The sequence below is a fragment of the Bradyrhizobium sp. AZCC 2289 genome (assembly GCF_036924615.1).
Lineage (GTDB): Bacteria > Pseudomonadota > Alphaproteobacteria > Rhizobiales > Xanthobacteraceae > Bradyrhizobium.
The window spans coordinates 5,980,249-6,005,597 of the sequence record NZ_JAZHRY010000001.1 but is presented as its reverse complement, the minus strand read 5'-3'; the positions used below and the strand labels follow the sequence as shown (position 1 = coordinate 6,005,597).

General features: G+C 63.2%; 24 protein-coding genes. 8 read left to right on the top strand and 16 right to left on the bottom strand.

The features are described from left to right. Positions 1-146 precede the first annotated feature (146 nt). Positions 147-1,853 (top strand): DUF459 domain-containing protein, encoded by a 1,707-nt coding sequence (locus tag V1289_RS28510; protein WP_334400796.1) that lies wholly within the window; start codon positions 147-149, stop codon positions 1,851-1,853. A gap of 129 nt (positions 1,854-1,982) precedes the next feature. Here the strand turns inward: V1289_RS28510 and V1289_RS28505 are convergent, their stop codons facing one another. The 3 genes from V1289_RS28505 to V1289_RS28495 form a co-directional block, all read right to left on the bottom strand. Next, entirely contained in the window at positions 1,983-2,357 is a 375-nt protein-coding gene (locus V1289_RS28505; RefSeq protein ID WP_334400794.1) for a CsbD family protein, read from the bottom strand. A 145-nt stretch (positions 2,358-2,502) separates the two neighbouring features. Beyond that, on the bottom strand, positions 2,503-3,237 hold the full coding sequence (locus V1289_RS28500) for an SDR family NAD(P)-dependent oxidoreductase (protein ID WP_334400792.1): 735 nt from the start codon (positions 3,235-3,237) through the stop codon (positions 2,503-2,505). Positions 3,238-3,261: 24 nt separating this feature from the next. Continuing rightward, entirely contained in the window at positions 3,262-3,867 is a 606-nt protein-coding gene (locus V1289_RS28495; protein WP_334400791.1) for a GNAT family N-acetyltransferase, read from the bottom strand. 9 nt (positions 3,868-3,876) lie between these two features. Here V1289_RS28495 and V1289_RS28490 point away from each other — a divergent pair, with 9 nt between their 5' ends. Further along, positions 3,877-4,656, top strand: coding sequence for an SDR family NAD(P)-dependent oxidoreductase (locus V1289_RS28490; RefSeq protein WP_334400790.1), 780 nt, complete (start codon positions 3,877-3,879; stop codon positions 4,654-4,656). A 219-nt stretch (positions 4,657-4,875) separates the two neighbouring features. Further along, positions 4,876-5,766 carry a TauD/TfdA dioxygenase family protein gene (locus V1289_RS28485; RefSeq protein WP_334400789.1) on the top strand — a complete coding sequence of 297 codons (891 nt, stop codon included), beginning with the start codon at positions 4,876-4,878 and terminating at the stop codon, positions 5,764-5,766. A gap of 147 nt (positions 5,767-5,913) precedes the next feature. Here V1289_RS28485 and V1289_RS28480 read toward each other — a convergent pair whose 3' ends face one another. Continuing rightward, complete coding sequence (locus V1289_RS28480; protein ID WP_309179952.1) at positions 5,914-6,579, bottom strand: YqgE/AlgH family protein; 666 nt, start codon at positions 6,577-6,579, stop codon at positions 5,914-5,916. A 134-nt stretch (positions 6,580-6,713) separates the two neighbouring features. Here V1289_RS28480 and V1289_RS28475 point away from each other — a divergent pair, with 134 nt between their 5' ends. The 3 genes from V1289_RS28475 to V1289_RS28465 all read left to right on the top strand — a co-directional run bounded on the left by V1289_RS28475 (position 6,714) and on the right by V1289_RS28465 (position 10,648). Continuing rightward, on the top strand, positions 6,714-7,553 hold the full coding sequence (locus tag V1289_RS28475; protein ID WP_309179953.1) for a protein-disulfide reductase DsbD domain-containing protein: 840 nt from the start codon (positions 6,714-6,716) through the stop codon (positions 7,551-7,553). Between the two features lie 229 nt (positions 7,554-7,782). After that, complete coding sequence (locus V1289_RS28470; RefSeq protein ID WP_334397144.1) at positions 7,783-9,018, top strand: IS701 family transposase; 1,236 nt, start codon at positions 7,783-7,785, stop codon at positions 9,016-9,018. Between the two features lie 253 nt (positions 9,019-9,271). Continuing rightward, entirely contained in the window at positions 9,272-10,648 is a 1,377-nt protein-coding gene (locus V1289_RS28465; protein WP_334400787.1) for a flippase, read from the top strand. 123 nt (positions 10,649-10,771) lie between these two features. Here V1289_RS28465 and V1289_RS28460 read toward each other — a convergent pair whose 3' ends face one another. From V1289_RS28460 to cysG, 12 genes are all read right to left on the bottom strand, one after another. Next, positions 10,772-11,560, bottom strand: a complete 789-nt coding sequence (locus tag V1289_RS28460) for a 3-hydroxybutyrate dehydrogenase (protein WP_309179955.1) — start codon at positions 11,558-11,560, stop codon at positions 10,772-10,774. A gap of 7 nt (positions 11,561-11,567) precedes the next feature. After that, positions 11,568-12,743: a patatin-like phospholipase family protein gene (locus tag V1289_RS28455; protein ID WP_334400785.1), complete on the bottom strand. Its 1,176-nt coding sequence runs from the start codon at positions 12,741-12,743 to the stop codon at positions 11,568-11,570. A 222-nt stretch (positions 12,744-12,965) separates the two neighbouring features. Continuing rightward, a complete protein-coding gene (locus V1289_RS28450) occupies positions 12,966-13,460 on the bottom strand; it encodes a CAP domain-containing protein (protein ID WP_334400783.1) in 495 nt (164 codons plus the stop codon). A 183-nt stretch (positions 13,461-13,643) separates the two neighbouring features. Further along, on the bottom strand, positions 13,644-14,693 hold the full coding sequence (locus tag V1289_RS28445) for a sulfate/molybdate ABC transporter ATP-binding protein (RefSeq protein WP_309179959.1): 1,050 nt from the start codon (positions 14,691-14,693) through the stop codon (positions 13,644-13,646). Continuing rightward, positions 14,683-15,654, bottom strand: coding sequence for a sulfate ABC transporter permease subunit CysW (gene cysW / locus V1289_RS28440; RefSeq protein WP_334400781.1), 972 nt, complete (start codon positions 15,652-15,654; stop codon positions 14,683-14,685). Before cysW ends, V1289_RS28445 begins: the two co-directional genes overlap by 11 nt. 10 nt (positions 15,655-15,664) lie before the next feature. Further along, entirely contained in the window at positions 15,665-16,504 is an 840-nt protein-coding gene (gene cysT / locus V1289_RS28435; RefSeq protein WP_334400779.1) for a sulfate ABC transporter permease subunit CysT, read from the bottom strand. A 33-nt stretch (positions 16,505-16,537) separates the two neighbouring features. Further along, positions 16,538-17,527, bottom strand: a complete 990-nt coding sequence (locus V1289_RS28430) for a sulfate ABC transporter substrate-binding protein (RefSeq protein WP_334400777.1) — start codon at positions 17,525-17,527, stop codon at positions 16,538-16,540. Between the two features lie 124 nt (positions 17,528-17,651). Further along, positions 17,652-18,383, bottom strand: coding sequence for a phosphoadenylyl-sulfate reductase (locus V1289_RS28425; RefSeq protein ID WP_334400775.1), 732 nt, complete (start codon positions 18,381-18,383; stop codon positions 17,652-17,654). Continuing rightward, a complete protein-coding gene (locus V1289_RS28420) occupies positions 18,380-18,895 on the bottom strand; it encodes a DUF934 domain-containing protein (RefSeq protein WP_334400773.1) in 516 nt (171 codons plus the stop codon). Before V1289_RS28420 ends, V1289_RS28425 begins: the two co-directional genes overlap by 4 nt. Further along, the gene (locus tag V1289_RS28415; RefSeq protein ID WP_309179963.1) at positions 18,882-20,537 is read right to left on the bottom strand and encodes a nitrite/sulfite reductase; all 1,656 of its coding nucleotides are present in this window, start codon (positions 20,535-20,537) and stop codon (positions 18,882-18,884) included. The genes V1289_RS28420 and V1289_RS28415 overlap by 14 nt, the downstream gene beginning before the upstream one ends. Before the next feature lie 11 nt (positions 20,538-20,548). Next, the gene (locus V1289_RS28410; RefSeq protein ID WP_334400770.1) at positions 20,549-20,866 is read right to left on the bottom strand and encodes a DUF2849 domain-containing protein; all 318 of its coding nucleotides are present in this window, start codon (positions 20,864-20,866) and stop codon (positions 20,549-20,551) included. Beyond that, positions 20,863-22,299 (bottom strand): siroheme synthase CysG, encoded by a 1,437-nt coding sequence (cysG, locus tag V1289_RS28405; protein WP_334400768.1) that lies wholly within the window; start codon positions 22,297-22,299, stop codon positions 20,863-20,865. The genes V1289_RS28410 and cysG overlap by 4 nt, the downstream gene beginning before the upstream one ends. Before the next feature lie 254 nt (positions 22,300-22,553). Here cysG and cysD point away from each other — a divergent pair, with 254 nt between their 5' ends. After that, positions 22,554-23,348, top strand: coding sequence for a sulfate adenylyltransferase subunit CysD (cysD, locus tag V1289_RS28400; protein WP_334407721.1), 795 nt, complete (start codon positions 22,554-22,556; stop codon positions 23,346-23,348). Between the two features lie 24 nt (positions 23,349-23,372). Beyond that, positions 23,373-25,289: an adenylyl-sulfate kinase gene (gene cysC, locus V1289_RS28395; RefSeq protein ID WP_334400766.1), complete on the top strand. Its 1,917-nt coding sequence runs from the start codon at positions 23,373-23,375 to the stop codon at positions 25,287-25,289. The last annotated feature ends 60 nt before the right edge of the window (positions 25,290-25,349 follow it).

Below are 25,349 nucleotides of genomic sequence, written 5' to 3'. Positions count from 1 at the left end.
GCCCCAAAAGTAACCGTGAAAACCGGTATTTTGGGGATGCCTTGACGGCGGCGGCCGATGCCCGGTTTATGGTGGAAAATCTGCCCGCTTGCGGCCTGATTCCGCTATTATAGCCGATACCTTCACGATCCATTGCGACGAGCCGGATGCCGAAGCCCAAATCGTTTTTGCGCGCGTTCACTGACACCGGGCCCTTGGTCGCGCTGGCGGTTGCGATCGCGTTGTTGATCGGCATCGTTGGACCGGCTTCGGCGCAGTTCTTCAATTTCAATTTCGGCGGGCCGGCGCGGCCGGCACCGCAGCCACGCAGCGGCGGTGGTGGCTGGTTCGGCGGCGACTTCTTTGCCCCCTCTCAGCAGCAGGCCCCGCAACGTCCCCGCGAGGATTTTTCCAGGGCGCCGGCGCCTGCCAAGCGCGAAACCGTACCGGAGCGCAACGTGCTGGTGCTTGGCGACGGCATGGCGGACTGGCTCGCCTACGGTCTGGAGGAGGCCTACGCCGAACAGCCCGAAATGGGCGTGATCCGCAAGCACAAGACCGTATCCGGCCTGATCAAGTATCAGCCCAAGGGCGATCCGGCCGATTGGGCCGCCGCTGCCCGGGGCATCCTCGCGACCGAAAAGCCTGATGCCATCGTGGTCATGCTCGGCCTCAACGACCGCGTCGCCTTGCGCGAGCCGGCGGCGGACAAGTCGGCCGATAAAAAGGGCGACAAGAAAGACGATAAAAAGGACGCCCGCGCCAAGCCGGATGCCAAGCCCGGCGATGCGAAACCCGGCACCAAGCCGGACGGCTCGCCCGATGCGGCCGCAAAACCCGACGACAAGCTGGTCGATACCGAATTGTCGCCGGACGATGCCGCCGACAATGCCGATGCGCCGCCGATCATCGCGCCGGAAAAGAGCGCGCGTTCGCCGAACGGCATTTATGAGTTCCGCGAGGAACGCTGGGTCGAGCTCTACACCAAGAAGATCGAGGAGATGATCGGCGTCTTGAAATCCAAGGGCGTGCCGGTGCTGTGGGTCGGCCTGCCCGCGATCTTTGGGCAGAGGGGAACGGCGGACATGCTGTTCCTGGATGCGCTGTATCGCGACGCCGCCCGCAAGGCCGGCATCACCTATGTTGACGTCTGGGACGGCTTTGTCGATGAAGCCGGCCGCTTCATGCTCAAAGGCCCGGACTTCGAAGGTCAGCCGCGCTTGCTGCGGTCGAAAGACGGAGTCTATTTCAACAAGTACGGCGCGCTCAAACTCGCGCATTATGTCGAGCGCGAGGTGACGCGCCTGTTGGCCGCGCATTCCGGGCCGATCGCGCTTCCGACCGAACCTGCAACCCCCGATGCCAATGCCGTCCCCGGCCAGCCGGCGCCGCGTCCGCTGGCCGGACCGATCCTGCCGCTGGTGGCATCCTCCGTCGGCACCGATCAATTGCTCGGCGGACCCGGCTCACGCCCCGCCGCGGTCGACGCGCTGGCCGCACGGACGCTGGTGAAGGGCGAGCCGCTGGCGCCGCCCGCCGGCCGCGCCGATGATTTCGCCTGGCCGCGCCGTGAGATCGGCCGCGAGCAGGCCAAGGGCGATACGCCGGTCGCCGCCACCGCGCCGGATGGAACGGTGTCCGCTACAGCGCCCGCCGCGCCGCCGAAGTCGGCGCAGAAAAGGGTTTTCCGGCCGGCTCAGAACAGTTCGCCCTCGCTGAACAGTTCGCCCTCGCTGCGGGATTTCTTCGGCGGTTTTGGTACGACGCCGCATCAGGTGGCTCCACCGCCGCCACGTGCGCCCGGCGTGCCGCGTCCGCCCGGCAATGTCGGACGGTCGGCCGAAGTCCCGCCGGGCAATTTCACGAGATGGTGACCGTCGTCATTCCCCGATGTGCGATTGCACATCGTGGGCGATGCGAAGCATCGAACCCGGAATCTCGCGCCCAATCACTTCTGGATTCCGGGTTCGCGCTTTCAGCGTGCCCCGGAATGACGGGTTAGTCTAACCGTAATAGCGCCAGCGCGGCGGCGGGCGGCGCGGCGGTCGCGTCATCAATAGCGCCAGCGCAAATCCAATTCCGCCCGCGACCAGCAACGCGCCAAGCGGATTCTCCTGCACGGTCCTGGCGACGGCCTGCTGGCCGCCACGAAGCGTGTCGCCGCGGTTGTCGTAGGCGTCCTTGGCATAGTTCACGGCCGCATCGGTGGCCTCGCGCGCGACGTCCTTGGCCTGACCGTACAAATTCTGCACCGTGCCCGCCGCTTCGCGCGCGCGGCCCGTGGCCTGCGTGTTGGCATCGCCCGTGACATCGCCGACGGCGCCTTCGACCTTACCGGCGAAATCCTTTGCCGACCCGGCAATTCGATCCTTGTCCATCGCGTCTACTCCCTGATTGTTCAGAGAGGTAACCGGCGAGACCCGCTCCAGTTCCTGGACTTTAGGTTTGACGCGTTTTCTTCACGCGAACCGGTCCCCACCCCGCATCAAGTGCGGGGCTGGCTTCGCTCGAAAACGCTATGCGTCAAAGAATCAGTCCGCCATCGACCACCAGCGTCTGGCCGATGATGTAGGACGACAACGGCGATGCCAGGAACAATGCGGCGCCGGCCATGTCGGCGGGCGTGCCCAGCCGCTTCAACGGGATCCGCTCCAGCGCGCCTTCGAGCCGCTTCGGATTGGCCGTCGTCGCCTTGGTCATCTTGGTGTCGACCAGGCCGGGCGCGATGCCGTTGACTCGGATGCCGTTCCCGGCCCACGCCTCGCCGAGCGTTCGCGTCAGCCCGACCGCGCCGGTCTTCGAGGCGTTGTAGGCGGGATTGCCCATCGTCGAATGATAGGCCGCGGTCGAACTGACGATGATGAGCGAGCCTTGGCTGGCCGCCAGCATCGCGTGAAATTTCGTCGCACACGCCATCAGGCTCATCAGGTTGACTTCCAGCACCTTGCGAAAGCCGTCCATCTCGAATTCCCCGCGGCGGTAGATCACCGCGCCCTGCGCCAGCACCAGCACGTCGAGTTTTGCAAACGAAGGAGCGAATTTCTCGATCGCCTGCGGATTGCTGACGTCGAGCTGCGCATATTCCAGGCCTTCGAGATGCGATCCTTCTTCGGCTGAATAATCGCCGGCCTTCGCGCGGGTGCCGCAAACGTGCACGCGCGCACCCTTGGCGCGGAACGCCTGCGCGATGCCGTTGCCGATGCCGCTGGAGCCGCCGACCACCAGCACCTGCTTGCCGCTGAAATCCAGTTCGTTCATCACTCCCGTTCCTTTTTTTGTGTTCTAACTCAGCCCTTCATCGAGAAATTTGACCATGAGAACCTCATCGTAATATCGCCCCTCCTGCTTGAGGGATCTTTTTTCAAAGCCGTACTCGACAAAGCCCATGGCGTTATAAAGCCGGCGCGCAGCTTCGTTCTCGCTCACCACATTGAGTTGAACCATCTCCACGCGCCCACGTGCGTGGCTTAGGATGGCCGCAACAAGCCCTTTTCCAACACCCGCGTTTCGCGCAGCGGAACGAACATACATGCCCCAAAGCAGCGCTTTATGCGCTTGCTTCGTACTTTCCTGCGCGACATATCCCGCTATTCCAGCGAGCGTCCCGTCAAGGAAAGCGGCAAAAATATCCGAGCGGCCAACGGCAGCTTCGAACCACGATAGCGGCTGCGCGTTTTCTCGCTCAAACGTGCTGCCGAAGGCCTCGGGATTTTGCTTGAGAGCTTCCAGCCGGATGTCCCGATAGAGGGCGGCGTCCGAAGTTTCCAGACGACGAATCTGCAGACCGGAAATATTGGCCACCATTGCATCCTGTTCTTGCCTGGTTTGACCTGTCTGCGGATCGGTGCCAGCCTTGTCAATCCTGCAACGCAACGCATCATTTTCCATGAGCATTCCATGTCTGATTTCAAACAACTCAGCCGCTCGGTTACGGGCCTGACCGTTCTCGTCACCGGCGCCGCCAGCGGCATGGGCCGCGCCACCGCGCTGGTGTTCGCAGCCGAAGGCGCCAAGGTCGCCGTCACCGACATCAACGCCGACGCCACGCAGGCGGTGGCCGGCGAGATCAACGCAAAGGGCGGCGCGGCAAAAGCCTGGATGCTCGATGTCGCCAACCGCGATAACATCACCGCCGTCGTCAATGACGTGGCCGCGCATTTCGGCGGGCTCGACATCGTCATCAACAATGCCGGCATCTCCGTGCGCGTCGCGATCGATGATGACGGCTATGACGAAGCATGGGCCAAAGGGCTGGCGGTGATGCTGACCGCACATCAACGCATCATCCGCGCCGCGTTGCCCTATTTGAGAAAGTCGAAATCGCCGCGGATCGTCAATATCGCTTCCACCGAAGCGCTCGGCGCTACCGCCTTGCACAGTCCCTACTCCGCCGCCAAAGCCGGCGTCGCCGGCCTGACGCGCTCGCTCGCGGTGGAACTCGGCCGCGAAGGCATCACGGTGAACTGCATCTGCCCGGGGCCGATCAGGACCGCGATCACGGAGCGGATTTCGGAGGAGCACAAGACCATCTATGCCAAACGCCGCACCGCACTCGGCCGCTACGGCGACCCCGAGGAAGTGGCGCACATGACGCTGAGCCTGTGCCTGCCGGCGGCCTCGTTCCTGACCGGTGCGGTGATCCCGGTGGACGGCGGGCTGATGGCGCGGAACGCGTGAGGCGTTCCCCGGAAATGTTGCGCTGCTGATCCGGAGTCCATGCTCGCTGCTTTGGTCCCGGCTCAGCGGTGCACCGTCAAGAGACGCTGCACCGCGTCCGGGACACGGAATTAGCGCAATGCCGCATGCCCTGCGCGGCGTTGACATCACGATGCGCGGGAGTAGTTTTTCATCCAAACGAAGCGGCAAAACCGCCCGCCGCATCCTGGAGAAAACGCCATGACGGTCACGATCCGGCAGCTGGGCAAGCACTTTTTCGGCGAGGTTTCCGGCGTCGATCTGCGCCAGCCGCTGACGCCGCAGGAGGCCAGGGATATCGAAGCCGGCATGGACAAATATGCCGTGCTGCTGTTTCGCGGCCAGGACATTACCGACGCGCAGCAAATGGCCTTCGCGCTGAATTTCGGCGAGCGCGAGAATCCGCGCGGCGGCAATGTCGTCAAGCCGCATGAGTCGCGCCTAGCCTCGACCGGACTCAACGACGTTTCCAATCTCGACAAGGACGGCAAACCGCTGCCACGTGACAGTCGTGCTCATCTGTTCAATCTCGGCAATTGCCTCTGGCATTCCGACAGTTCGTTCCGCCCGATCCCGGCAAAATTTTCGCTGCTGTCGGCGCGGGTGGTGAACCCGAAGGGCGGCAACACCGAATTCGCCGACATGCGCGCGGCCTATGACGCGCTCGACGACGAGACCAAGGCCGAAATCGAGGACATGATCTGCGAACATTCCCTGATGTATTCGCGCGGATCGCTCGGCTTCCTCGACTACACCGATGAAGAGAAGGAAATGTTCAAGCCGGTGCGGCAGCGGCTGGTGCGCACGCATCCGGTGCATGGCCGCAAGTCGCTGTACCTGTCGTCGCATGCCGGCGCGATTCTCGGCATGAGCATGCCCGAAGCCCGGCTGTTGCTGCGCGATCTCACCGAGCACGCCACGCAACCGGAATTCGTCCATGTCCATAAATGGACGGTGCATGACCTCATCATGTGGGACAACCGCCAGACCATGCACCGCGTCCGCCGCTACGACCAGTCGCAGCCCCGCGACATGCGCCGCGCTACGGTGGCGGGAACGCAGCCGACGGTGGCGCAGCAGGCGGCGGAGTAGACTTGTCGTCCCGGTCTCGAGCCGGGACCCATACGCTGTGCCCTCTCAACTGAGATCGAGATAGTCGACAACGTGATGGAGCAACCATCGCAGCCCACAATAGGCTTTCGTGGTTATGGGCCCCGGCGTTCGCCGGGGCGACACAAACTACGCGTGCCCGGCTTCGTTCGACAGCATGCCGAGATCGATCCCGATCTTGCGCAGTGCGCGCTGGTATTTCTCCTCGACATCGTCGCCGAAGATCAGATCCGGATCGGCATCGCAATGCAGCCAGCCATTGTGCTGGATTTCGTTTTCCAGTTGCCCCGGCGCCCAGCCGGCATAACCCAGCGCCAGGATCGCATGCTTGGGTCCCGCACCCTTCGCGATTGCCTTGAGGATGTCGACGGTCGCCGTCAGACAGATGCCCTCGTCGATGTTGAGGGTGGCATCCTTGATGTGGAAATCGCTGGAATGCAGCACGAAGCCGCGGCCGGTATCGACCGGGCCGCCCTTCAGCACCTTCATGGTCTCGGCGTTTTCCGGCAGCGTGATCTGGTCGGCGGTCTTGATGATGTCGAGTTGTACCAGCAATCCCGGGAAATCGATGCTGCCCGCCGGGCGATTGACGATGATGCCCATGGCGCCTTCGGAGGAATGCGCGCACATGTAGATGACCGAACGCTCGAAACGCGGATCGCCCATGACCGGCATGGCGATCAGCAACTGGCCGTCGAGATAACCGTCATCGGACGAGTTATGGCCAACGCCGGCCGCCTTGACCCCAGCAGCCTCGCCGCCAACGGGCTTCGGTATCTTGCCTACAGGGCTCATCCGCAAACCCCTCTCATGCCGATTCACATCCTGATATTGGACGGCGGTTCTGTCAAATAAACTTCGTGCCGCAAAGGCGGCGCATCACAAGCAATTCAATGGTTTGCGGCGAAACTTGGCTGTAAAGACCTGTCATGACCGTCATAGTTCCCATCCGCGCCGCGCTCGGCTTTGCCGCCACATTGTCCGTCGCATGTGCCGCAATCGAGGTTCGTGCCGAGGATGCCTCGCCGTGGCAACAGGACACCCATTCCGCCATCCGGTTGCTGGCGGGATCGCGCAGCGGCGCGGTATTGCTCGGCGGTATCGCGGTCAAGCTGCAGCCGGGATGGCACACCTATTGGCGGACGCCCGGCGATTCCGGGGTTCCGCCGCGGTTCGATTTCTCCAAATCGGAAAATGTGGAAGCCGTGACGGTGCTGTGGCCGGCGCCGACCAAGTTCGATGACGGCGCGGGCGGCACGTCGCTGGGCTACACGCATCAGATCGTGCTGCCGCTCAGGATCGTCGCCAAGAATGCCGACAAGCCGGTGACGCTGCGCGCCGACATCAATTACGCGGTCTGCGAAAAGCTCTGCATTCCCGTCGAGGCCAGCGCCGAACTTGCTTTCGCCAGCGTCGCAAGCACCTCGGACGCCGAACTGTCCGCCGCGCTGGACACCGTCCCCAAGCCCGCCAATATCGGCGATCCCAATCCGCTCACCATCCGTGACGTCAAGCGCGACGGCAAGGCGAACGTGCTGGTCGACGTCACCGCGCCCGAAGCCAAGGAAGTCAGCCTGTTCGTCGAGGGGCCGACACCGGACTGGGCGTTGCCGGTTCCAAAGCTGGTCGAGGACAGCCCGCCCGGAGTGAAGCGTTTTGTCTTCGAGCTCGACGGTCTGCCGCCGGGTGCAACCGCGGAAGGCGCCGCGCTCAAACTGACGCTGATCGGCGGCGCCAAGGCGTATGAATTCAACATCAATCTGAACTGACCCTTCACCGTCGTCCCGGCCAGGCCACCGGGTCGCGCGAATGCGCGCCCGATGACAGGCTCCGCGCGAGTCGGGACCCATAACCACAGGTCTGAGTGGTTGCACGAAGGTCGTCGAACAGCTTTTCCAAGACGAGGGGCCGCGGCAGTATGGGTCCCGGCCCCCGTGCGCAATTGCGCACTAGCACTACAGTTGCCTTTTATGCAGTTTTCTGAATCCATGGGCAACCATGATTCGAAGATCGTGGACGCGGCCAGCGTCGATTGAAGAGACGCTTGCGCTGTGGGCGGCGTCGCTTCGTGAGATCAAGCAACGGATACGTCCGTTGTTCAATCAAGATCGTGTTGCGAGGAATGCAGGCTTGTTTCTGGAAAGCCTGCTCGGAGATGAGCAACGCAAGACCGGTTGGATGCGCGCGGAGGCAGCTGGCGATCCCGGTCCTTGGCGGCAACAGGCGATCCTGGGTCGCAGGGATTGGGACGCTGATGCCCTGCGCGACATCGTCCGGGACTATGTCATTGAGCACCTGGCGGATGACGATGCGGTGCTCGTGATCGACGAGACCGGCTTTCTCAAGCAGGGCAAGGCATCGTGCGGAGTGGCGCGGCAATACACTGGTTCCGCCGGCAAGATCACGAACTGCCAGATCGGCGTCTTCGCCGCCTACGTGTCGCGCCACGGTCATGCGTTCATCGATCGCGCGCTGTATCTTCCGAAGGAATGGACCGACGATCCAGATCGTCTGGAAGCCGCATATGTGCCTCCCGGTGCCGGCTTTGCGACCAAGCCAAAGCTTGCAACGAGCATGATCGCACGCGCCATAGCCGCGTCTGTACCATTCAAGTGGGTTGCCGGTGATACTGTCTACGGTGTCGGCGATATCGAACAGCAATTACGCCGGGCAGGCAAAGGCTACGTGCTCGGGGTCAGCAGCGCTCATGTATTTCAATCCTGGGGCAAGCGGCGATCGGTCGCCGGCAAGGCCGCGGACATCGCTCGGACGCGGCGCGCGTCCGATTGGAAACGCCTGTCGGCAGGGGCCGGAACCAAAGGACCGCGGCTGCACGATTGGTGCTATCTCGAATTGGCCGATCTCGAGGTCGAAGAATTTTACAGCGCAAATCATGGTCTTTGGACACGAGGTCTGCTGATCCGTCGTCGCATCGCCGATGATGACCTCGCCTTCTTCACCACCTGGTGTCCAGCGGGAACATCCATCGAAACGCTGGTGGCGGTCGAAGGCCATCGATGGGCGATCGAGGACAGCTTTGAAACCGCGAAAAACGAGTTCGGGCTCGATCACAACGAGAGCAGATCCTGGCATGGCTGGCACCGTCACGTGTCCCTGGTGATGCTCGCCTTCGCCATGATGGCCGCGATCCGACATCGCGCTAACCCGCCACCGCCCAAAAAAACGAAACGGCGCCCCCCGGCAAAAGCCAAAACATATCCACGCCGCCACTGATCCGTTGGTCAATCCAGGAAATCCGCCGCATTGCCATCAGACTCGCTCGAAAACGGATTCAACCCGCACACATCATCGCATGGTCTTTCTGGCGCAGAGCTCACCAGGCCGCCGCTCAACGCGCCCACTTCAAATCAACAAAGCAACTGTAATGCTAGGCCGGGACGACGGGCCCACACCCAACCTAATCTTAACGAATCGTTGATAGATCGGACCATCGCCGCGCTCTCGCCGCGCTCCGGGAATTTCCGCCTTGGCCGTGATGGACACGCAATCCACAACCGTTTCGTCTGCCGGCGTGATCGCTCGCCTGCGATCGAAAGCAGGCCGTTTTCTTGGCGGCTCGAGCGAAGCCTCCGTGACCAAGCGGCTGGCCGGCACGATCTTCATCATCCGCGTCTTCAGCGCGGCGCTGGCCTATCTGTCGCAGATCCTGCTGGCGCGCTGGATGGGCGGCTCGGATTACGGCGTCTATGTCTATGTCTGGACCTGGGTGCTGCTGCTCGGCAGCATGATGGATTTCGGCATCTCGGCGTCCGCGCAAAAGCTCATTCCGGAATACCGCGCCCGCGGCGAGCACGCGCTGCTGCGCGGCTTCCTGTCCGGCAGCCGCTGGTTGACCTTTGCGGTATCCTCCATCGTCTCGCTGCTGCTGGCGGGCCTCGTCAAAACGCTGTCGCCCTGGATCGACGCCAACGCCGTTTTGCCGCTCTATATCGGCTGCCTGACGCTGCCGGCCTTCGTGGTCGCCAACACCCAGGACGGCATTGCGCGGTCGCATGACTGGATGCGGCTCGGATTGATGCCGCAATTCATCGTCCGCCAGTCGCTGATCATCGGCCTCACCGCAGGCGCCTTTGCGCTCGGCTTCCACCTCGGCGCAACCGTCGCGATGCTGGCCAGCGCCGGCGCGGTCTGGATCGCCATGCTCGGGCAGATGGTGGTGCTGAACCGCAAGCTCGGCGGCCATATCGAGCCGGGCGCCAAGGCCTATGATTTCCGCGGCTGGCTCGCGGTCTCGCTGCCGATCCTGCTGGTGGAAAGCTTCTATCTTTTGTTGTCCTACACCGACGTGCTGGTGCTGCAGCAGTTCCGCTCGTCGGAAGAGGTCGGCGTCTATTTCGCGGTCGTCAAGACGCTGGCGCTGGTGTCCTTCATCCACTACGCGATGGCGGCAACGACCGCGCACCGGTTTGCCGAATATCACGCGCTCGGCGACAAGCCGCGGCTCGAGGCCTATGTGGCCCATGCGATCAACTGGACCTTTTGGCCCTCGCTCGCCGCAACCTTCGCGCTGCTGGCGCTGGGCAAGCCGTTGTTGTGGCTGTTCGGTCCGCAATTCGTCGCCGGCTACGACATCATGTTCATCGCCGCGATCGGCCTTGTGGTGCGCTCGGCGATCGGCCCGGTGGAGCGGCTCCTCAATATGCTCGGCCATCAGCACATCTGCGCGCTGGCCTATGCGCTCTCCTTTGTCATGAACCTGGTGCTGTGCGTCGTGCTGGTGCCGCGCTTCGGCGGCCATGGCGCCGCAGCCGCGACCTCGATCTCGCTCGTGTTCGAGACCGTGCTCTTATTCTGGATCGTCCGGCAACGCCTTGGGCTGCACGTGCTGGCGTTCGGGAAATAGCCAAGCATCCGAACTGTCATCACCCGCGAAAGCGGGTGATCCAGTAATCGCAATCGTCAGAAGTTTAACGGAGAGCTCCCGGCCTACTGGATGCTCCGCTTTCGCGGGGCATGACGAGTACCCCTACTCCGCGGTCCAGCCGCCGTCGATCGAGAGGTTGGCGCCGGTGATCTGGGCGGCATCGTCGCCGCACAGGAACAGCGCCAGGGCTGCGACCTGCTCGGAGGTCACGAACTCCTTGGTGGGCTGCGCCTCCAGCAGCACGTCGTGGATGACCTGCTCCTTGGTCAGATTGCGCGCCTTCATGGTCTCGGGAATCTGGTGCTCGACCAGCGGCGTCCAGACGTAGCCGGGGCTGATGCAGTTGCAGGTGATCTTGAAGGTCGCAAGCTCCAGCGCCGCCGTCTTGGTCAGGCCGGCGATGCCGTGCTTGGCCGACACATAGGCCGACTTGAACGGCGAAGCCACCAGCGAATGCGCGGAGGCGGTATTGATGATGCGGCCCCAGCCGCGCTTCTTCATGCCCGGCACGGCGGCACGGATGCCGTAAAACGCCGACGACAGATTGATCGCGATGATCATTTCCCATTTTTCGGGCGGGAACTCCTCGATCGGGGAGACGAACTGAATGCCGGCATTGTTGACGAGGATATCGACCGAGCCGAAGGTCTTTTCGCCGAGCGCGACCATTTCGGCGATCTCGGCGGGCTTGGTCATGTCAGCGGGCGAGTGCACCGCCTTGACCTTGAAATCGGTCTCGATGCCGGAGCGTTCCTTCTCGATATCGGCGGGCACGCCCATGCCGTTGAGAACGATGTTGGCGCCGGCGCCGGCGAAGGCGCGCGCGTAAGCCAATCCGATGCCGCTGGTCGATCCGGTCACCACGGCGGTCTTGCCTGTCAACGTACCCATATCTGCTTCACTCCTTTTTGGCTTCGGGGGTCTCGGTACCGTCCCCCGTGAGATCGTAAGTCACCATGGTCTCGCCGGACTGCGGCCGTTCCAGCCAATCCTTGTGACGCATCGACAGATGAACGTCGCGGACACCCGCGTTCCAGTGCTCGACCATGCCGACATGCGAAAAATCGTAATCCTTGGAGGAGGATTCGTAGTTCTTGCTCTTGTAGATCAGATGCACCACCGTGACGGTGTTTTCCTCGGCGGCCTGGCATAGAATTTTGACCGAAGGATCGTTCCTGAGATCATCCGGCAACTTTCCAAGCAACTCGCGCAGTGCCATGCGGGCGTTGTGAATCTGCTTGTTCTTGTCGGTGTTCATGCGGGTACGGCTGGAAAAGCGAATGTCCTTTTCGCGCTCCGCAGCCTCGAGCAGCGACACCGGCAGCTGTCCGCGGGCCGAGAACAGGTCGACCTGGAAGATCAACAGGTCGCGCTTGACTTCCTCATCGAGCACGAAGTCCAGCGGCGTGTTGGAGGCGATGCCGCCATCCCAGTAATGCTCGCCCTCGATCTCGACGGACGGAAAGCCCGGCGGCAGCGCGCCGGACGCCATGATGTGCTCGGGGCCGATCTTCTTGCCGAGCTTCTTGAACTCGTAATTGTCGAAATACCTGAAATTGCCCGAGGCCACGCCGACCGCGCCGACGCTGAGCCGCATCTTCAAATCGTTGATGCGGTCGAAATCGACCAACCGCTCCAGCGTCTTCTTCAGCGGCGAGGTGTCGTAATAGCTCTGCGATTGCGGGCTGCCCGGCGGCCACAGCGGCGCGGGCGGCAAACGCGGCGTGAAAAAGCCGGGCACGCCGAAGGTGGCGATCAGGGCGGCGCTGGTCTCGTTGAATAGCGAGCGCGCGCGGTCGCCTGACGTGACGGGATTCCAGGGCACCGGGGATGACACCATCTCCCAGAATTCCTTCAGCCGGTCGACGCGCTTTTCCGGCGAGTTACCGGCGATGATCGCAGAGTTGATGGCGCCGATCGAAATGCCGGCAATCCATTCCGGTTCGAACCCCTGACGGCACAGCGCCTGAAAGGCGCCGGCCTGATAGGAACCGAGCGCACCACCGCCCTGCAGGACCAGCACCCGTTGCGCTTTCGCAGGCGTCGTTGCTGGCGCGGAATCGGAACTATCCATTGTGACCGTCAAATTAGAGGACAATAGCCACCGCACCGTGGCGGCAGTTCGCGACGGCGTCAATCCGCGAGATGGAACGGAACATCACGCGGAGTTTATCGCGATAGCGTGGGATGATTTTTCTTCGAAACGTCATCCCGCTCTATCATTTTGTTTGAGCATGATCTTTTCGCAAAAAACGGTGCCTGCTTTGCGCTAAGGCCTGCGGGTCCGGATCACGCTTCAAGTTGATGCAAGAATGAGGGTCCAGAACACCTTGTACTTGGTGTTTGGAGCATAACTCGCCGCAATGCCCAATTTTGTGACACCATTTTTGAGCATATTGGCCTTGTGCGGCGGTGAATCGCGCCAGCCGGAAAACGCCTCCGCCAGGGTGTGATATCCGGCGGACACATTTTCGACCGCCAGCGTCGCGGGGTAGCCGGAGGCCGCCAGCCGCTTGTCCAGCGGGGCCTTCACGTCATGATCCATCTTGTTGCGGCTCGCCATCGCCTGGGACTGCTGTTCGGCGAGCTTCATCAGGTCCAGGTCGACCGCCACGGTGCCAAGGCCGTTGTTCTGGCGGTATTGGGAGATCATGATGGCCGCCGCCTGCGGATCGAGCACCGCGCCGGCCTGGGCCATGTCGAGATACATGGCGGGCTGGTCCGGAATCTTGGTGTCTGCCGCGCACCCACCCAGCAACAAAAGTCCTAAAATCGCGGCCCCGGCGCGCATGATTCGAAATTTCCCCAAAATTGAGGGGCAGTTGTTGCATATCAACCGTGGCTGAATGGTGAAGATAGCCGCTTTTGACGTCATTCCGGGGCGCGAAGCGAACCCGGAATCTCGAGATTCCCCGGTGCGCAATTGCGCACCTGAGGTCTCGTGCTAACGCACCATCCCGGAATGACAGGTGGATCAGCCCTGCGCCGCAAAAATCCGGTAGCGCCGGGGCTGCAGGCCGACGATTTCCCCGGCCTGCAGTTCCCGGTCCCGGGGGGCGTCGATCTCGATCACGGTTTTGCCTTCGCCGCCCGAGAGCGCGACTTCCGCCCGCTGGATCGGGCCGAACGAGCGGACATGGCGCACGGCCCCCTCCAGCGCGCCGGATCCGGCCGGGCCGATCTGCATGTCATGGCGGCGGACGAACAGGTTCGAGGCGCCGGATGCCGCCCCATTGGCGGCGATGTTCAAGGGCCTGCCGCCGAGCCGCACCGAACCGCCGCTGACATCGACCGGCAGCACGATGGATTCGCCGATGAAGCCATGCACGAACGCGGTGGCCGGATTGTCATAGACGTCGCCGGGCGTGCCGATCTGCTCGATGCGGCCCTTGTCCATTACCACGACGCGGTTGGCGACCTCGAGCGCCTCTTCCTGGTCATGGGTCACGAAGATCGATGTCACGTGGATTTCGGAATGCAGCGAGCGCAGCCACTGCCGCAGCTCTTTGCGCACCTTGGCATCGAGCGCACCGAACGGCTCGTCGAGCAGCAGGATGCGCGGCTCGATCGCGAGCGCGCGCGCCAATGCGATGCGCTGGCGCTGGCCGCCGGACAATTGACTGGGATAGCGATTGGCCAGCCAGTCGAGTTGCACGAGATCGAGCAGCTCCTTGACGCGGGCGCGGATCGTGGCTTCGTCCTTGCGGTTGGCGCGCGGCTGGACCCGCAAGCCAAAGGCGACGTTCTCGAACACCGTCATGTGGCGGAACAGCGCGTAATGCTGGAACACGAATCCGACCTGACGCTCGCTCGCGCCACGCGCCAGCGCGTCTTCACCGCCGATCGACACTTCGCCGGCATCAGGCCAGTCCAGCCCGGCGATGATCCGCAGCAGCGTGGTCTTGCCCGAGCCGGAGGGACCGAGCAGCGCCAGCAATTCGCCGTCGCCGACCTTCAGGTCGACATTGTCGAGGGCGGCGAAGGCGCCGAATTTCTTTACGATGTTTTTGACTTCAATCGTCACTTGAATCGTCCCTTGGTATTTGCCCTTCGTCCAGACGCCGCTCGAGAACGGTTTTCACCACCAGCGTGATCAACGCCAGCATCGCCAGCAATGATGCGATCGCGAACGACGCCACGAATTGATATTCATTGTAGAGGATCTCGACCAATAGCGGCATGGTGTTGGTCTCGCCGCGGATATGGCCGGACACCACCGACACCGCGCCGAACTCGCCCATCGCGCGCGCATTGCACAGCAATACGCCATAGAGCAGACCCCATTTGATATTGGGCAGCGTGACGCGGAAGAACGTCTGCAATCCCGACGCGCCGAGCGAAATCGCCGCTTCCTCCTCCTGCGTGCCCTGCTCCTGCATCAAGGGGATCAGCGCGCGGGCGACGAACGGGAACGTCACGAAGACGGTCGCCAGCGCAATGCCGGGCACCGCGAACAGCACGTGGATATTGTGCGCCTGCAACCAAGGGCCGAAATACCCCTGCGCGCCGAACAGCAGCACGAAGACCAGTCCCGATATGACCGGACTGACCGAGAACGGCAGGTCGATCAGCGTGATCAGAAAGGTCTTGCCGCGAAAGTCGAATTTGGCGATCGCCCATGCCGCGATCACGCCGAACACCAGATTGAGGCCGACCGAAATCGCCGCCACCAGCAGCGTCAGCCTGATCGCCGAGAGCGCTTCCGGTTCCGTCAGCGCCGCCAGATACGAGGAGATGCCCTTGGAGAAGGCCTGCGCGAATACGACCACCAGCGGCAGCACGACGAACACGGTCAGGAAAGTCAGCGCGAGCGCAATGATGACGAAGCGGACCGGACCCGGCTCGGTTCGCGAGTCGCGCGGTGAGACGATCGCGCGCGCGCGCTCCTGCTCGCGCGAGGGCGGAGAAGCGACATCAAGGTCGGCTGTCGGGGCGTAGACCCGCAACTGTGTGGGTGAAGTCGCCAAGCCGGATTGCATCGTCATCGATCGGCCCTCAATGCGCGGGGATTCGGGTTTGCGCCCAGCGCTGCAGGCGATTGACCGCGAAGATAATCAGGAATGACGCGACCAGCATGACGACGGCGATCGAGGTGGCGTCGGCATAGCGGAATTCGGACAGCCGGATCACGATCAAAAGCGGCGCGATTTCCGAGACGTTGGGCAGATTGCCGGCGATGAAGATGACCGAGCCGTATTCGCCGACGGCGCGCGCGAACGCCAGCGCAAATCCGGTCAAGAGCGCCGGGATCAGGCTCGGCAGGATCACCCGGAACACGGTGTGCCAGCGATTGGCCCCAAGGCTTGCGGCGGCTTCCTCGATTTCAACGTCGAGGTCGAGCAGTACCGGCTGGACGGTTCGCACCACGAAGGGGATGCCGATGAAGATCATCGCGATGAAAATCCCGATCGGCGTGAACGCCACCTTGATGCCGAGTTCGGCCAGCGGCGCGCCCAGCCAGCCCTTTTGCGCGAACAGCGAGGTCAGCGCGACACCAGCCACCGCGGTCGGCAGTGCAAAGGGGATATCGACGATGGCGTCGAACAGCCGCCGGCCGGGAAACCGATAGCGCACCAGCGCCCAGACGATGATCGTGCCCATCACCAGGTTGACCAGCGCCGCGGCAAAGGAGAGACCGAACGAAATCTTCAGCGCATTGAGCGTGCGGCGGCTGGTGACGATGCCCCAGAACTGGTCAAAGCTGAGCTCGAACGTCTTGAGGAACAGACCGGCCAGCGGAATCAAGATGATGATGGAGAGCCATGTCAGGGTCAGCCCCATGGTGAGACCGAACCCCGGCAGAGTGCTGCGCCGAGCAACCGCTGTGCTCACCATTTCCCCTGCTCGCGCGTCGGCTCGATCGACGGATCAGTTCTTGTAGATCTGATCGAAAATGCCGCCTTCGCCGAAGTGATCCTTCTGCGCCTTGGCCCAACCACCGAAAACGTCGTCGATGGTGAAAAGTTCGACCTTGGCAAACGATTTTTCGTATTCCTTGCCAATCTCCGGATCGCGCGGCCGATAGGAATTGCGCGCGGCAATTTCCTGACCTTCCTTGGTGTACCAATACCTCAGGTAAGCCTCGGCGACGGCGCGGGTGCCCTTCGTATCGGCAACCTTGTCGACCACCGCCAGCGGCGGTTCGGCCAGGATCGAAAGCGGCGGCGACACGATCTCGAATTTGTCCTTGCCGAATTCGCGCTGCGCCAGAAACGCTTCATTCTCCCACGCCAGCAGCACGTCGCCGACGCCGCGCTCGACGAATGTCACCGTCGAGCCGCGCGCGCCGGTATCGAGCACCGGCACGTTCTTGTAGAGATCGCCGACGAATTGCCTCGCCTTGTCGGCGGAACCGAATTTCTTCAGCGCATAGCCCCAGGCGGCGAGATAGTTCCAGCGCGCGCCGCCGGAGGTTTTCGGGTTCGGCGTGATCACCTCGACACCGGGTTTGATCAAATCGTCCCAATCCTTGATGGCTTTGGGATTGCCCTTGCGCACCAGGAACACGATCGTCGAGGTGTAGGGCGAGGCGTTGAGCGGCAACCGTTTCTGCCAGTCGGCGGCGATGAGACCTTTTGCCGCAATGGCGTCGATGTCATAGGCCAGCGCCAGCGTGACGGTATCCGCTGGCAACCCGTCGATCACGGCGCGCGCCTGCGAACCGGAACCGCCATGCGACTGCTTGATCTCGACGCTCCTGCCGGTTTCCTTACTGTAGGCGGCGGCGAACGCCTTGTTGAAATCGACATAGAGCTCGCGCGTCGGATCGTAGGACACGTTGAGCAGCGTCACGTCGGCGGCGAGCGCCGAGCCGGCCCAGACCAGGCCCGCGACGATGGGGAGAATACGACGGAACATCCTTGGTCTCCATTCGGCCTGACGACAGACGTCATCGAAAGCGCGAAGGACATAACTCGCAACGAAGGCACCCTAAGTCAACGAAACCGCATTTCGTTGTTTGCGGCGTTGCAGCGTCGTTGTGCTACGAAGTCTTGGTCGTATGGATGCCGCATTCCGTCTTGGCTCGGCCGCGCCAACGGCCAGCGCGCTCATCTTCGCCGGGCGCGGTCCGGCTGCTGCAAGGCATACACCCAACCGAGAGATAACCCGATGCGACAAGTGGATGCTGCGGCAATTTTGCGAGCCGGTAGATCGCCTCGATTTCCTCCCGCGAGACGTTCGCGAACGGATTGAACTTCAGCCGCGCGCCGTCGTCCTCGACAACGGGAATCTCGGCGCGGGCACCGCCCTGAAAGCGCTTGCGCCCGTTGATCCACGCCGAGAACGGTTTTAACGCACGTGCCAGCGGCTCCACCTTGCGGATCCGGCAGCAGGCATCGGGATCGGAGAACCACAATTCGCGGTCGGGATCCTCACGCGACAGCGTCTCTTCCAGAGGCTTGATCGAACGGACGTCGCGCAAGCCGAGCTTCGCGATCAGCGTGTCGCGATAGGCCAGCGTCTCCTCGAACAGCCAGCCGGTATCGAGGAAGACCACGGGGATGGCTGGATCGACGTCCGCCATCACTTTGAGCAGCGCCGCCGATTCCGTGCCGAACGACGAGACCAGCGCGAGATGCTCGCGCCCGACCGTCTTCAGTGCCGTCTCGATGACTTCCGCAGGCGAGGCCGCGCGCAACGCCCGATCGAGCGTGCCGGCCGGCGGCAACTGGACGGTCCGTTCCGATAAAGCTTCAGCTGCGAAAACACTCACTGGCCGGCACTCTCCGAATGACGCAACTGCATCCGCCGATTGAGCGCGGTGACGCGGCCGTCGCCGGTCGGCTGGTAGAATACCGAATAGCGCTTCACGGTGGCGGCGAACGCTTCCGCGTCGCTTTCCTTCTTCACCTCAAACGCGTCGAAGCCGGCGCGCTGCATGAAGACGAACTGGTCACGCAGCACCTGGCCGGTGGCACGGAGCTCGCCGTCATAGCCGTGGCGCTCGCGCAGCAACCGCGCCTGGCTGTAGGCGCGGCCGTCGCGAAAACTCGGAAATACCAGCGCGACCACCGCCAGCCGGTCGAGATGGGGCACGAGATCGTCGAGGTCGCGGTTGTTCGGCCAGATCACGCCGGTCTTGCCGGTGCGCCGCGACAACGCTTCGGGATCCTCGAGAAACCGCGCCGCCGAAATCAGGATCGCGCCATCGCCCGGCAGCTCGGCCCCGTCGGGCACGTGGACGAAAGCGTCGGTGGTTATTCTTCCCTGCTTAACGAGTGGCATAGACGCGCTCCCTGAAAGGTTCGACGCCGAGCCGCTTCACCGTGTCGACGAAGAGTTCTTCCGCACGGTCGCGCAGCGCCAGATAGGCTTCGACAATGTCTTCGATCACGTCGGCGACCTCGGCATAGGGCACCGCAGGCCCGATCAAGGTGCCCATCTCCGCGTTTTCGTCGGCACGGCCGCCGATCGTGATCTGGTAAAATTCCTCGCCGTTCTTCTCGACGCCGAGAATGCCGATGTGGCCGACATGGTGATGGCCGCAGGCATTGATGCAGCCGGAGATGTTGATGTGCAGCCGGCCGATCAGATTGGCGGTGTCGTGATTGGAAAAACGGCGGGTCAGTTCCTGCGCGATCGGGATCGAGCGCGCATTGGCCAGCGAGCAATAGTCCAGGCCCGGACAGGCGATGATATCGGTGACCAGATTGACGTTCGGCGTCGCGACGCCGATCTTGTCGAGCGCTTTCCAGAGCACCGGCAGATCGCGCTTGGCGACATGGGGCAGCGCCAGGTTCTGCTCGTGGCCGACGCGGATTTCGCCAAACGAGTATCTGTCGGCGAGATCGGCGATCGCGTCCATCTGGTCGGCGGTGGCATCGCCGGGCGGGCCGCCCACCGGCTTCAGCGACAGCGTCACGATCGAATAGCCCTGCACCTTGTGCGGAAACACCGAATTCTTGCGCCAGCGTTCGAACAGCGGGTCGTGCGCCGCCTGCTTCAGCTCGTCCGGCATGTGCGGCAGTTTCTCATAGGCGGGGTAGGAAAAGCGCGAGCGGATTTCCTCGATGTCGGCGTGATCCAGCGTCAGCGCGCTGTCGCGCAGCTGCTGCCACTCTTCCTCGACCTCCTTGGCGAACTTCTCGATGCCGAGCTCGTGCACCAGGATCTTGATGCGCGCCTTGTAGATATTGTCGCGGCGACCGTACTGGTTGTAGACCCGCAGGATCGCCTCGACATAGCTCAGGAGATCGCGGCCGTGAACGAACGGCTTGATGGTCTTGCCGATAAAGGGCGTACGGCCGAGCCCGCCGCCGACCAGCACTTCAAAGCCGGTCTCCCCGTCGGCATTCTTGATCAGACGCAGGCCGATATCGTGGATCTTGATCGCCGCGCGATCGTGCTCGGAGGCGGTGATCGCGAATTTGAACTTGCGCGGCAGGAACGAGAATTCCGGATGCAGCGTGGTGTATTGCCGCAAAAGCTCCGACCAGATGCGGGGATCCTCGATCTCGCCCGGCGCCACGCCGGCCCACTGGTCCGAGGTGACATTGCGGGTGTTGTTGCCCGAGGTCTGCATCGCGTGGATGCCGACTTCGGCCAGATCGGACAGCGCGTCCGGCAATTCGGCGAGCTTGATCCAGTTGTACTGGATGTTCTGCCGGGTGGTGAAGTGGCCGTAGCCGCGGTCGTAGCGGCGCGCAACATGCGCAAGCCGCCGCAACTGCTTCGATGACAGCGTGCCGTAGGGAATCGCGACACGGAACATATAGGCGTGCAGTTGCAGATAGACGCCGTTCTGCAGCCGCAGCATCTTGAATTCGTCTTCGGTCAGTTCGCCCGAGAGGCGCCGCTTCACCTGATCGCGGAATTCGGAGACCCGCTCATTGATGAGGGTGCGGTCGAGTTCGTCATATGCGTACATGATGGGTCGCCTTACGCCGGAACCGGAAGATCGATGGTGAGGCCTTCCGACCGGATTTGTTCGCGGAGATTGCCGGGCTCGATCTTGCCGGTGTCCTTGACCTCGACCGGCGCGATATAGGCGCCGATCGCGCCGACGTCATCGGCGACGGATTCGGCGAGCAGCTCACGCGCTTCGTCGGCGGTGCGGACGATCGCGGCATCCGACAAGTCGGTCGACCAGCCCTTGGCAGCGGTGCGATAGATCACGACGCCATCCCAGGTACGATTGGCGGTCACCATCGACGGCTTGGTTATTCTGATTTTCTTTTGTTCGAGCGGAGAGGTCATTCGGCGGCTTCCACCAGTTTGGAGATCATTTGACTTGGGTTGGACCGGCGCCATGGCGCGGAATGCGCGACCACATCGCCGATAATGAGAATGGCAGGGCCGCCGTCGATCTTTTTGACCAGATCAGGCAGTTGCGCCAGCGTGCCGACAGCGGCCTGTGCGTCCGGCCGCGTCACGCGGGCGAATACGCCGACCGGCGTCTGCGGCGATCGTCCTGCGGCCAACAGGCCTGCGCGGACCGATGGCGCCGCGGTCATGCCCATGTAGACGACGACCGTCATCCTGGTGTCCGTCAGCGCCGACCAGTCGACGGTTTCGGCATCCCTTGCCTTGTGCGCGGTGAGGAAGGTGATACGCAGCGCTTCGTGCCGATAGGTCAGCGGCGCTTCGAATTGCGCGGCGGCGCCGAGGCCGGCGGTAATGCCCGGCACCACCGAATAGGCGACGCCGGCCTTGCGCAGCGCTTCGATTTCTTCGCCGCCGCGGCCGAAGATGAAGGGGTCACCGCCCTTGAGCCGCACCGCGCGCTGCCCTGACCGGGCAGCGTCGATCAGCAATTTGTTGACCGCGTCCAGGCCGATGCCGGGCTTGCCGACGCGGCGGCCGACCGCAACGCGCGCAGCATCGCGGCGGGCGCGATCGAGAATTTCGGATGAGACCAGCTCGTCGTAAAAGACAATGTCGGCGTCCTGCAGCGCACGCAACGCCTTGATGGTGAGAAGATCCGGGTCGCCCGGCCCGGCTCCGACCAGCGTGACCCTGCCCTCGACCTTGCCTTGCGCCTGCGCGCCGGCAAAAGCGGAAGGATCGGCAATCTCCTGCAGCGCCGTTGCAGCCTCGGCCTTGCGTCCGTCCAGCACCAGCGCGCCGATCGGACCATCGATCACGCGCTCCCAAAACCGGCGGCGCAGCGCAAATTCGGGAATGCGCGCGCTGATCGATTTGCGGAAGTCGCCGATCAAGCTGGCGAGATCGCCGATTCTCGCCGGCAGCATCGCCTCGATGCGTTCGCGCACGCGGCGTGCGACCACGGGCGACGCGCCACCGGTACCGACGGCCACGATGACGTCGCCGCGATCGACGATGGCGGGAAAGATGAAAGTGGAATGGACGAGATCGTCCATCACGTTGACGGGAAGCCCGACGGCTTTCGCGCGCACCGACATCGCGACGCCGATGTCGCCGGCGCCCGCACAGAGGATCGCGATCACGCCTGAGAGGTCGGTAGCCAGGGGATCGGCGTGAGCCAGTTCGATCCGTGCCACATCGGCGTCATCGAGGCCGCTTACATCATGATGACCGTCGGTCGCAAACCAGCGAACCCCGGCGCCGGCGGCCGTCAGCAACCGCAACTTTGCGCGCGCGAGGTCGCCGGCTCCGACGAGCAGCACCTTGCCGCTTTGCAGATCGAGAAACACGGGCAGGAATCGCATGCGACACTCGCTTCCCCAACTTCCGGGGTTGACTGGAATTATTTTCTATATATGTCTCGTTCAACGGCCGCAAAGAGAAAATTATTTCTTCTCTATTGCAGTGCAACTATAGAATTTCCGTCCCCAAAGGCCAAGGCCCAGAGATGCATCTTCTCAACAACGATTTCGCCAAAGACCGCTTGCGTAGCGTGGACCTGACCAAGGGACCGAGCGCCGCGCAAATTTTGCACGAAGGACGTCTGCTGCCGCCCTCGATGGACCACCTCGACGAACTCGAGGCGCAAAGCATCTACATCCTGCGCGAAGCGTTCGCGCGGCTGAAGAAGCTGGCGCTGCTGTGGTCGCTGGGCAAGGATTCCAACGTGATGATCTGGCTGGCACGCAAGGCCTTCTTCGGCCGCGTGCCGTTCCCGGCGTTGCACGTCGATACCGGCAAGAAATTTCCGGAGATGTACGCGTTCCGCGATCGCTTCGGCAAGGAATGGGAGCTCGATCTCAAGGTCGAGCCCTGCCCCTCGATCGACAGCGTCGATCCGACCTTGCCGCCGGCCGCGCGATCCGCCGCGCGCAAGACCGAAGGTCTGAAGCTCGCGCTGACCAAATATGGCTTTGACGGATTGATCGCCGGCATTCGCCGCGACGAAGAAGCCACCCGCGCCAAAGAGCGCGTGTTCTCGCCCCGCGGCCTGGAAGGCGGATGGGACGTGCGCGATCAGCCGCCGGAATTCTGGGACCATTTCAACGCGTCGCCGCCTACAGGAGCGCATTTGCGCATTCACCCGATCCTGCATTGGACCGAGGCCGACATCTGGGCCTACACCAAGCGCGAGAACATTCCGATCATCCCGCTTTATTTGTCGCAAAACGGCAAGCGCTACCGCTCGCTCGGCGATCAGGACATCACCAATCCGGTGGCGTCGACGGCTTCCAACATCGATGAGATCCTGACCGAGCTCGACGGCACCAAGGTACCGGAACGCGCCGGCCGCGCGCTCGATCATGAAACCGAAGATGCGTTCGAGCGGCTGCGTGTCGCCGGCTACCTCTGACCGACATTTGCTGTGAGCGTTGCAATGAACATGATCCTCCCCCTGGCCGTATCGGCAACCCCCAACGGCACCACGCGCCCGCAGGTCCGCATCGTCATCGTCGGCCATGTCGATCATGGCAAATCCACCCTGGTCGGACGGCTGCTGCACGAGACCGGCAGCCTGCCCGAGGGCAAGCTGGAAATGCTGAAAGCCGTCAGCGCCCGGCGCGGCATGCCGTTCGAATGGTCGTTTCTCCTGGATGCGCTGCAGACCGAGCGCGACCAGGGCATCACCATCGACACCACGCAGATCCGCTTTCGCACCCGCTCGCGCGATGTGGTGCTGATCGACGCGCCCGGCCACGCCGAATTCCTGCGCAACATGATCACCGGGGCTTCGCAGGCCGATGGCGCGGTGCTAATCATCGACGCGCTGGAAGGCGTGCGCGACCAGACAAGGCGTCACGGCTATCTGCTGCATTTGCTCGGCATCAAGCAGGTCGCCGTGGTCGTCAACAAGATGGACCGGGTCGATTTCAGCGCCGATCGCTTCAAGGAGATCAGCGACGAAATTTCCGCGCATCTGATCGGCCTCGGCGTCACGCCTTCGGCCGTGATTCCGATTTCCGCGCGCGACGGCGACGGCGTTGCCGAACACACGCCGCGGATCGGCTGGTACAAGGGGCCGACCGTGGTCGAGGCGCTCGACGCGCTCGAACCGGCGCGCCCGCGGGAGCAACTGGCGCTGCGGCTGCCGGTGCAGGCGATCTACAAATTCGACGACCGCCGCATCGTCGCCGGCCGCATCGAGTCGGGCAGTCTGAGCGCCGGCGATGAGATCGTCATCATGCCCGCGGGCAAGATCGCGAAGATCAAGACGGTCGAGAGCTGGCCGGTGACGCCGGTCAATGGCCCGCAAGGCGCCGGCCGCTCGGTCGGCATCACGCTCGACCGCGAATTGTTTCTCGAGCGCGGCGACGTGATCGGCCACCCCGGGCAAAGCCCGCGCGACACGCGCCGGATTCGCGCACGGATTTTCTGGCTCCACGACAAGGAGCTATCGAAGGGCGACGCGATCCTGATCCGGCTCGGCACCCGGGAAGCCCGCGCCACCGTGGTCGCGATCGAGAAGGCGGTCGATCCCGGCGAACTCTCCAACGAGGAGACCAAGTCGATCGCGCGCAATCACGTCGGCGAAATCGACATTTCGCTGGCGCAGCCGATCGCAGCCGATCCCTATTCCGAGAATCCGCGCACCGGACGGCTGGTGATCGAAGTCAACGGCCGCATTGCCGGCGGCGGCCTTGTGCTGTCGGTCGACGCCGGTCAGCGTGCGGTCCCGATCGACATCGTGCCGGTGGAATCCGCATTGCGTTCCGACGAACGCTCGGCGCGCTATCGCCACAACGGCGCGGTGATCTGGCTGACCGGTTTGCCGGGCTCCGGTAAATCGACGCTGGCCCGCGCGCTGGAACGGCGGCTGTTCGGCCGGGGCGGCTCGCCGATTCTGCTCGACGGCGATACCTTGCGCGCCGGCCTCAATGGCGACCTCGGCTTTTCCGCGCAGGACCGTACCGAAAACATCCGGCGCCTCGCCGAAGTCGCGACCCATCTCGCACGCAACGGGCATATCGCCATCGTCGCCGCGGTCTCGCCGTCGGTCGAGGATCGCGCCGCGGCGCGCCGCATTGCCGATACGTCGTTCCGCGAAATCTATGTCGCGACCCCGGCGGAAGTCTGCGAGAGCCGCGATCCCAAGGGCCATTACGCCAAGGCGCGCGCGGGCGCGTTGCCGGCCTTCACCGGGATCGGCAAGGATTACCAGCCGCCCACCGAATGCGAGTTGACGATCGATACCTCCTCCCGCGCGGTTGCGGACGCGACCGACGAGATCGAGCGGATGCTGGCGCAGAGTGGCATTCTGTTCGACGAACTCGTGGACCTCGCCGCCAATATCTGAGGCGTCAGCCCGCCCCTTTTGACGGGCAAATCAGCCCCGTCCGGGGCTTCTCATGACCGT

What these genes read in the sequence shown, in the direction of transcription:
- V1289_RS28490 (WP_334400790.1), top strand. Translation starts at nt 3,877, where the DNA reads ATGTCTGATTTCAAACAACTCAGCCGCTCGGTTACGGGCCTGACCGTT.
- V1289_RS28495 (WP_334400791.1), bottom strand. Translation starts at nt 3,867, where the DNA reads ATGGAAAATGATGCGTTGCGTTGCAGGATTGACAAGGCTGGCACCGAT.
- cysT (WP_334400779.1), bottom strand. Translation starts at nt 16,504, where the DNA reads ATGGTGAGCACAGCGGTTGCTCGGCGCAGCACTCTGCCGGGGTTCGGT.
- V1289_RS28460 (WP_309179955.1), bottom strand. Translation starts at nt 11,560, where the DNA reads ATGGGTACGTTGACAGGCAAGACCGCCGTGGTGACCGGATCGACCAGC.
- V1289_RS28415 (WP_309179963.1), bottom strand. Translation starts at nt 20,537, where the DNA reads ATGTACGCATATGACGAACTCGACCGCACCCTCATCAATGAGCGGGTC.
- V1289_RS28485 (WP_334400789.1), top strand. Translation starts at nt 4,876, where the DNA reads ATGACGGTCACGATCCGGCAGCTGGGCAAGCACTTTTTCGGCGAGGTT.
- V1289_RS28475 (WP_309179953.1), top strand. Translation starts at nt 6,714, where the DNA reads ATGACCGTCATAGTTCCCATCCGCGCCGCGCTCGGCTTTGCCGCCACA.
- V1289_RS28430 (WP_334400777.1), bottom strand. Translation starts at nt 17,527, where the DNA reads ATGTTCCGTCGTATTCTCCCCATCGTCGCGGGCCTGGTCTGGGCCGGC.
- V1289_RS28455 (WP_334400785.1), bottom strand. Translation starts at nt 12,743, where the DNA reads ATGGATAGTTCCGATTCCGCGCCAGCAACGACGCCTGCGAAAGCGCAA.
- V1289_RS28410 (WP_334400770.1), bottom strand. Translation starts at nt 20,866, where the DNA reads ATGACCTCTCCGCTCGAACAAAAGAAAATCAGAATAACCAAGCCGTCG.
- V1289_RS28505 (WP_334400794.1), bottom strand. Translation starts at nt 2,357, where the DNA reads ATGGACAAGGATCGAATTGCCGGGTCGGCAAAGGATTTCGCCGGTAAG.
- V1289_RS28450 (WP_334400783.1), bottom strand. Translation starts at nt 13,460, where the DNA reads ATGCGCGCCGGGGCCGCGATTTTAGGACTTTTGTTGCTGGGTGGGTGC.
- cysG (WP_334400768.1), bottom strand. Translation starts at nt 22,299, where the DNA reads ATGCGATTCCTGCCCGTGTTTCTCGATCTGCAAAGCGGCAAGGTGCTG.
- V1289_RS28480 (WP_309179952.1), bottom strand. Translation starts at nt 6,579, where the DNA reads ATGAGCCCTGTAGGCAAGATACCGAAGCCCGTTGGCGGCGAGGCTGCT.
- cysW (WP_334400781.1), bottom strand. Translation starts at nt 15,654, where the DNA reads ATGACGATGCAATCCGGCTTGGCGACTTCACCCACACAGTTGCGGGTC.
- V1289_RS28510 (WP_334400796.1), top strand. Translation starts at nt 147, where the DNA reads ATGCCGAAGCCCAAATCGTTTTTGCGCGCGTTCACTGACACCGGGCCC.
- cysC (WP_334400766.1), top strand. Translation starts at nt 23,373, where the DNA reads ATGAACATGATCCTCCCCCTGGCCGTATCGGCAACCCCCAACGGCACC.
- V1289_RS28420 (WP_334400773.1), bottom strand. Translation starts at nt 18,895, where the DNA reads ATGCCACTCGTTAAGCAGGGAAGAATAACCACCGACGCTTTCGTCCAC.
- V1289_RS28470 (WP_334397144.1), top strand. Translation starts at nt 7,783, where the DNA reads ATGATTCGAAGATCGTGGACGCGGCCAGCGTCGATTGAAGAGACGCTT.
- cysD (WP_334407721.1), top strand. Translation starts at nt 22,554, where the DNA reads ATGGACCACCTCGACGAACTCGAGGCGCAAAGCATCTACATCCTGCGC.
- V1289_RS28500 (WP_334400792.1), bottom strand. Translation starts at nt 3,237, where the DNA reads ATGAACGAACTGGATTTCAGCGGCAAGCAGGTGCTGGTGGTCGGCGGC.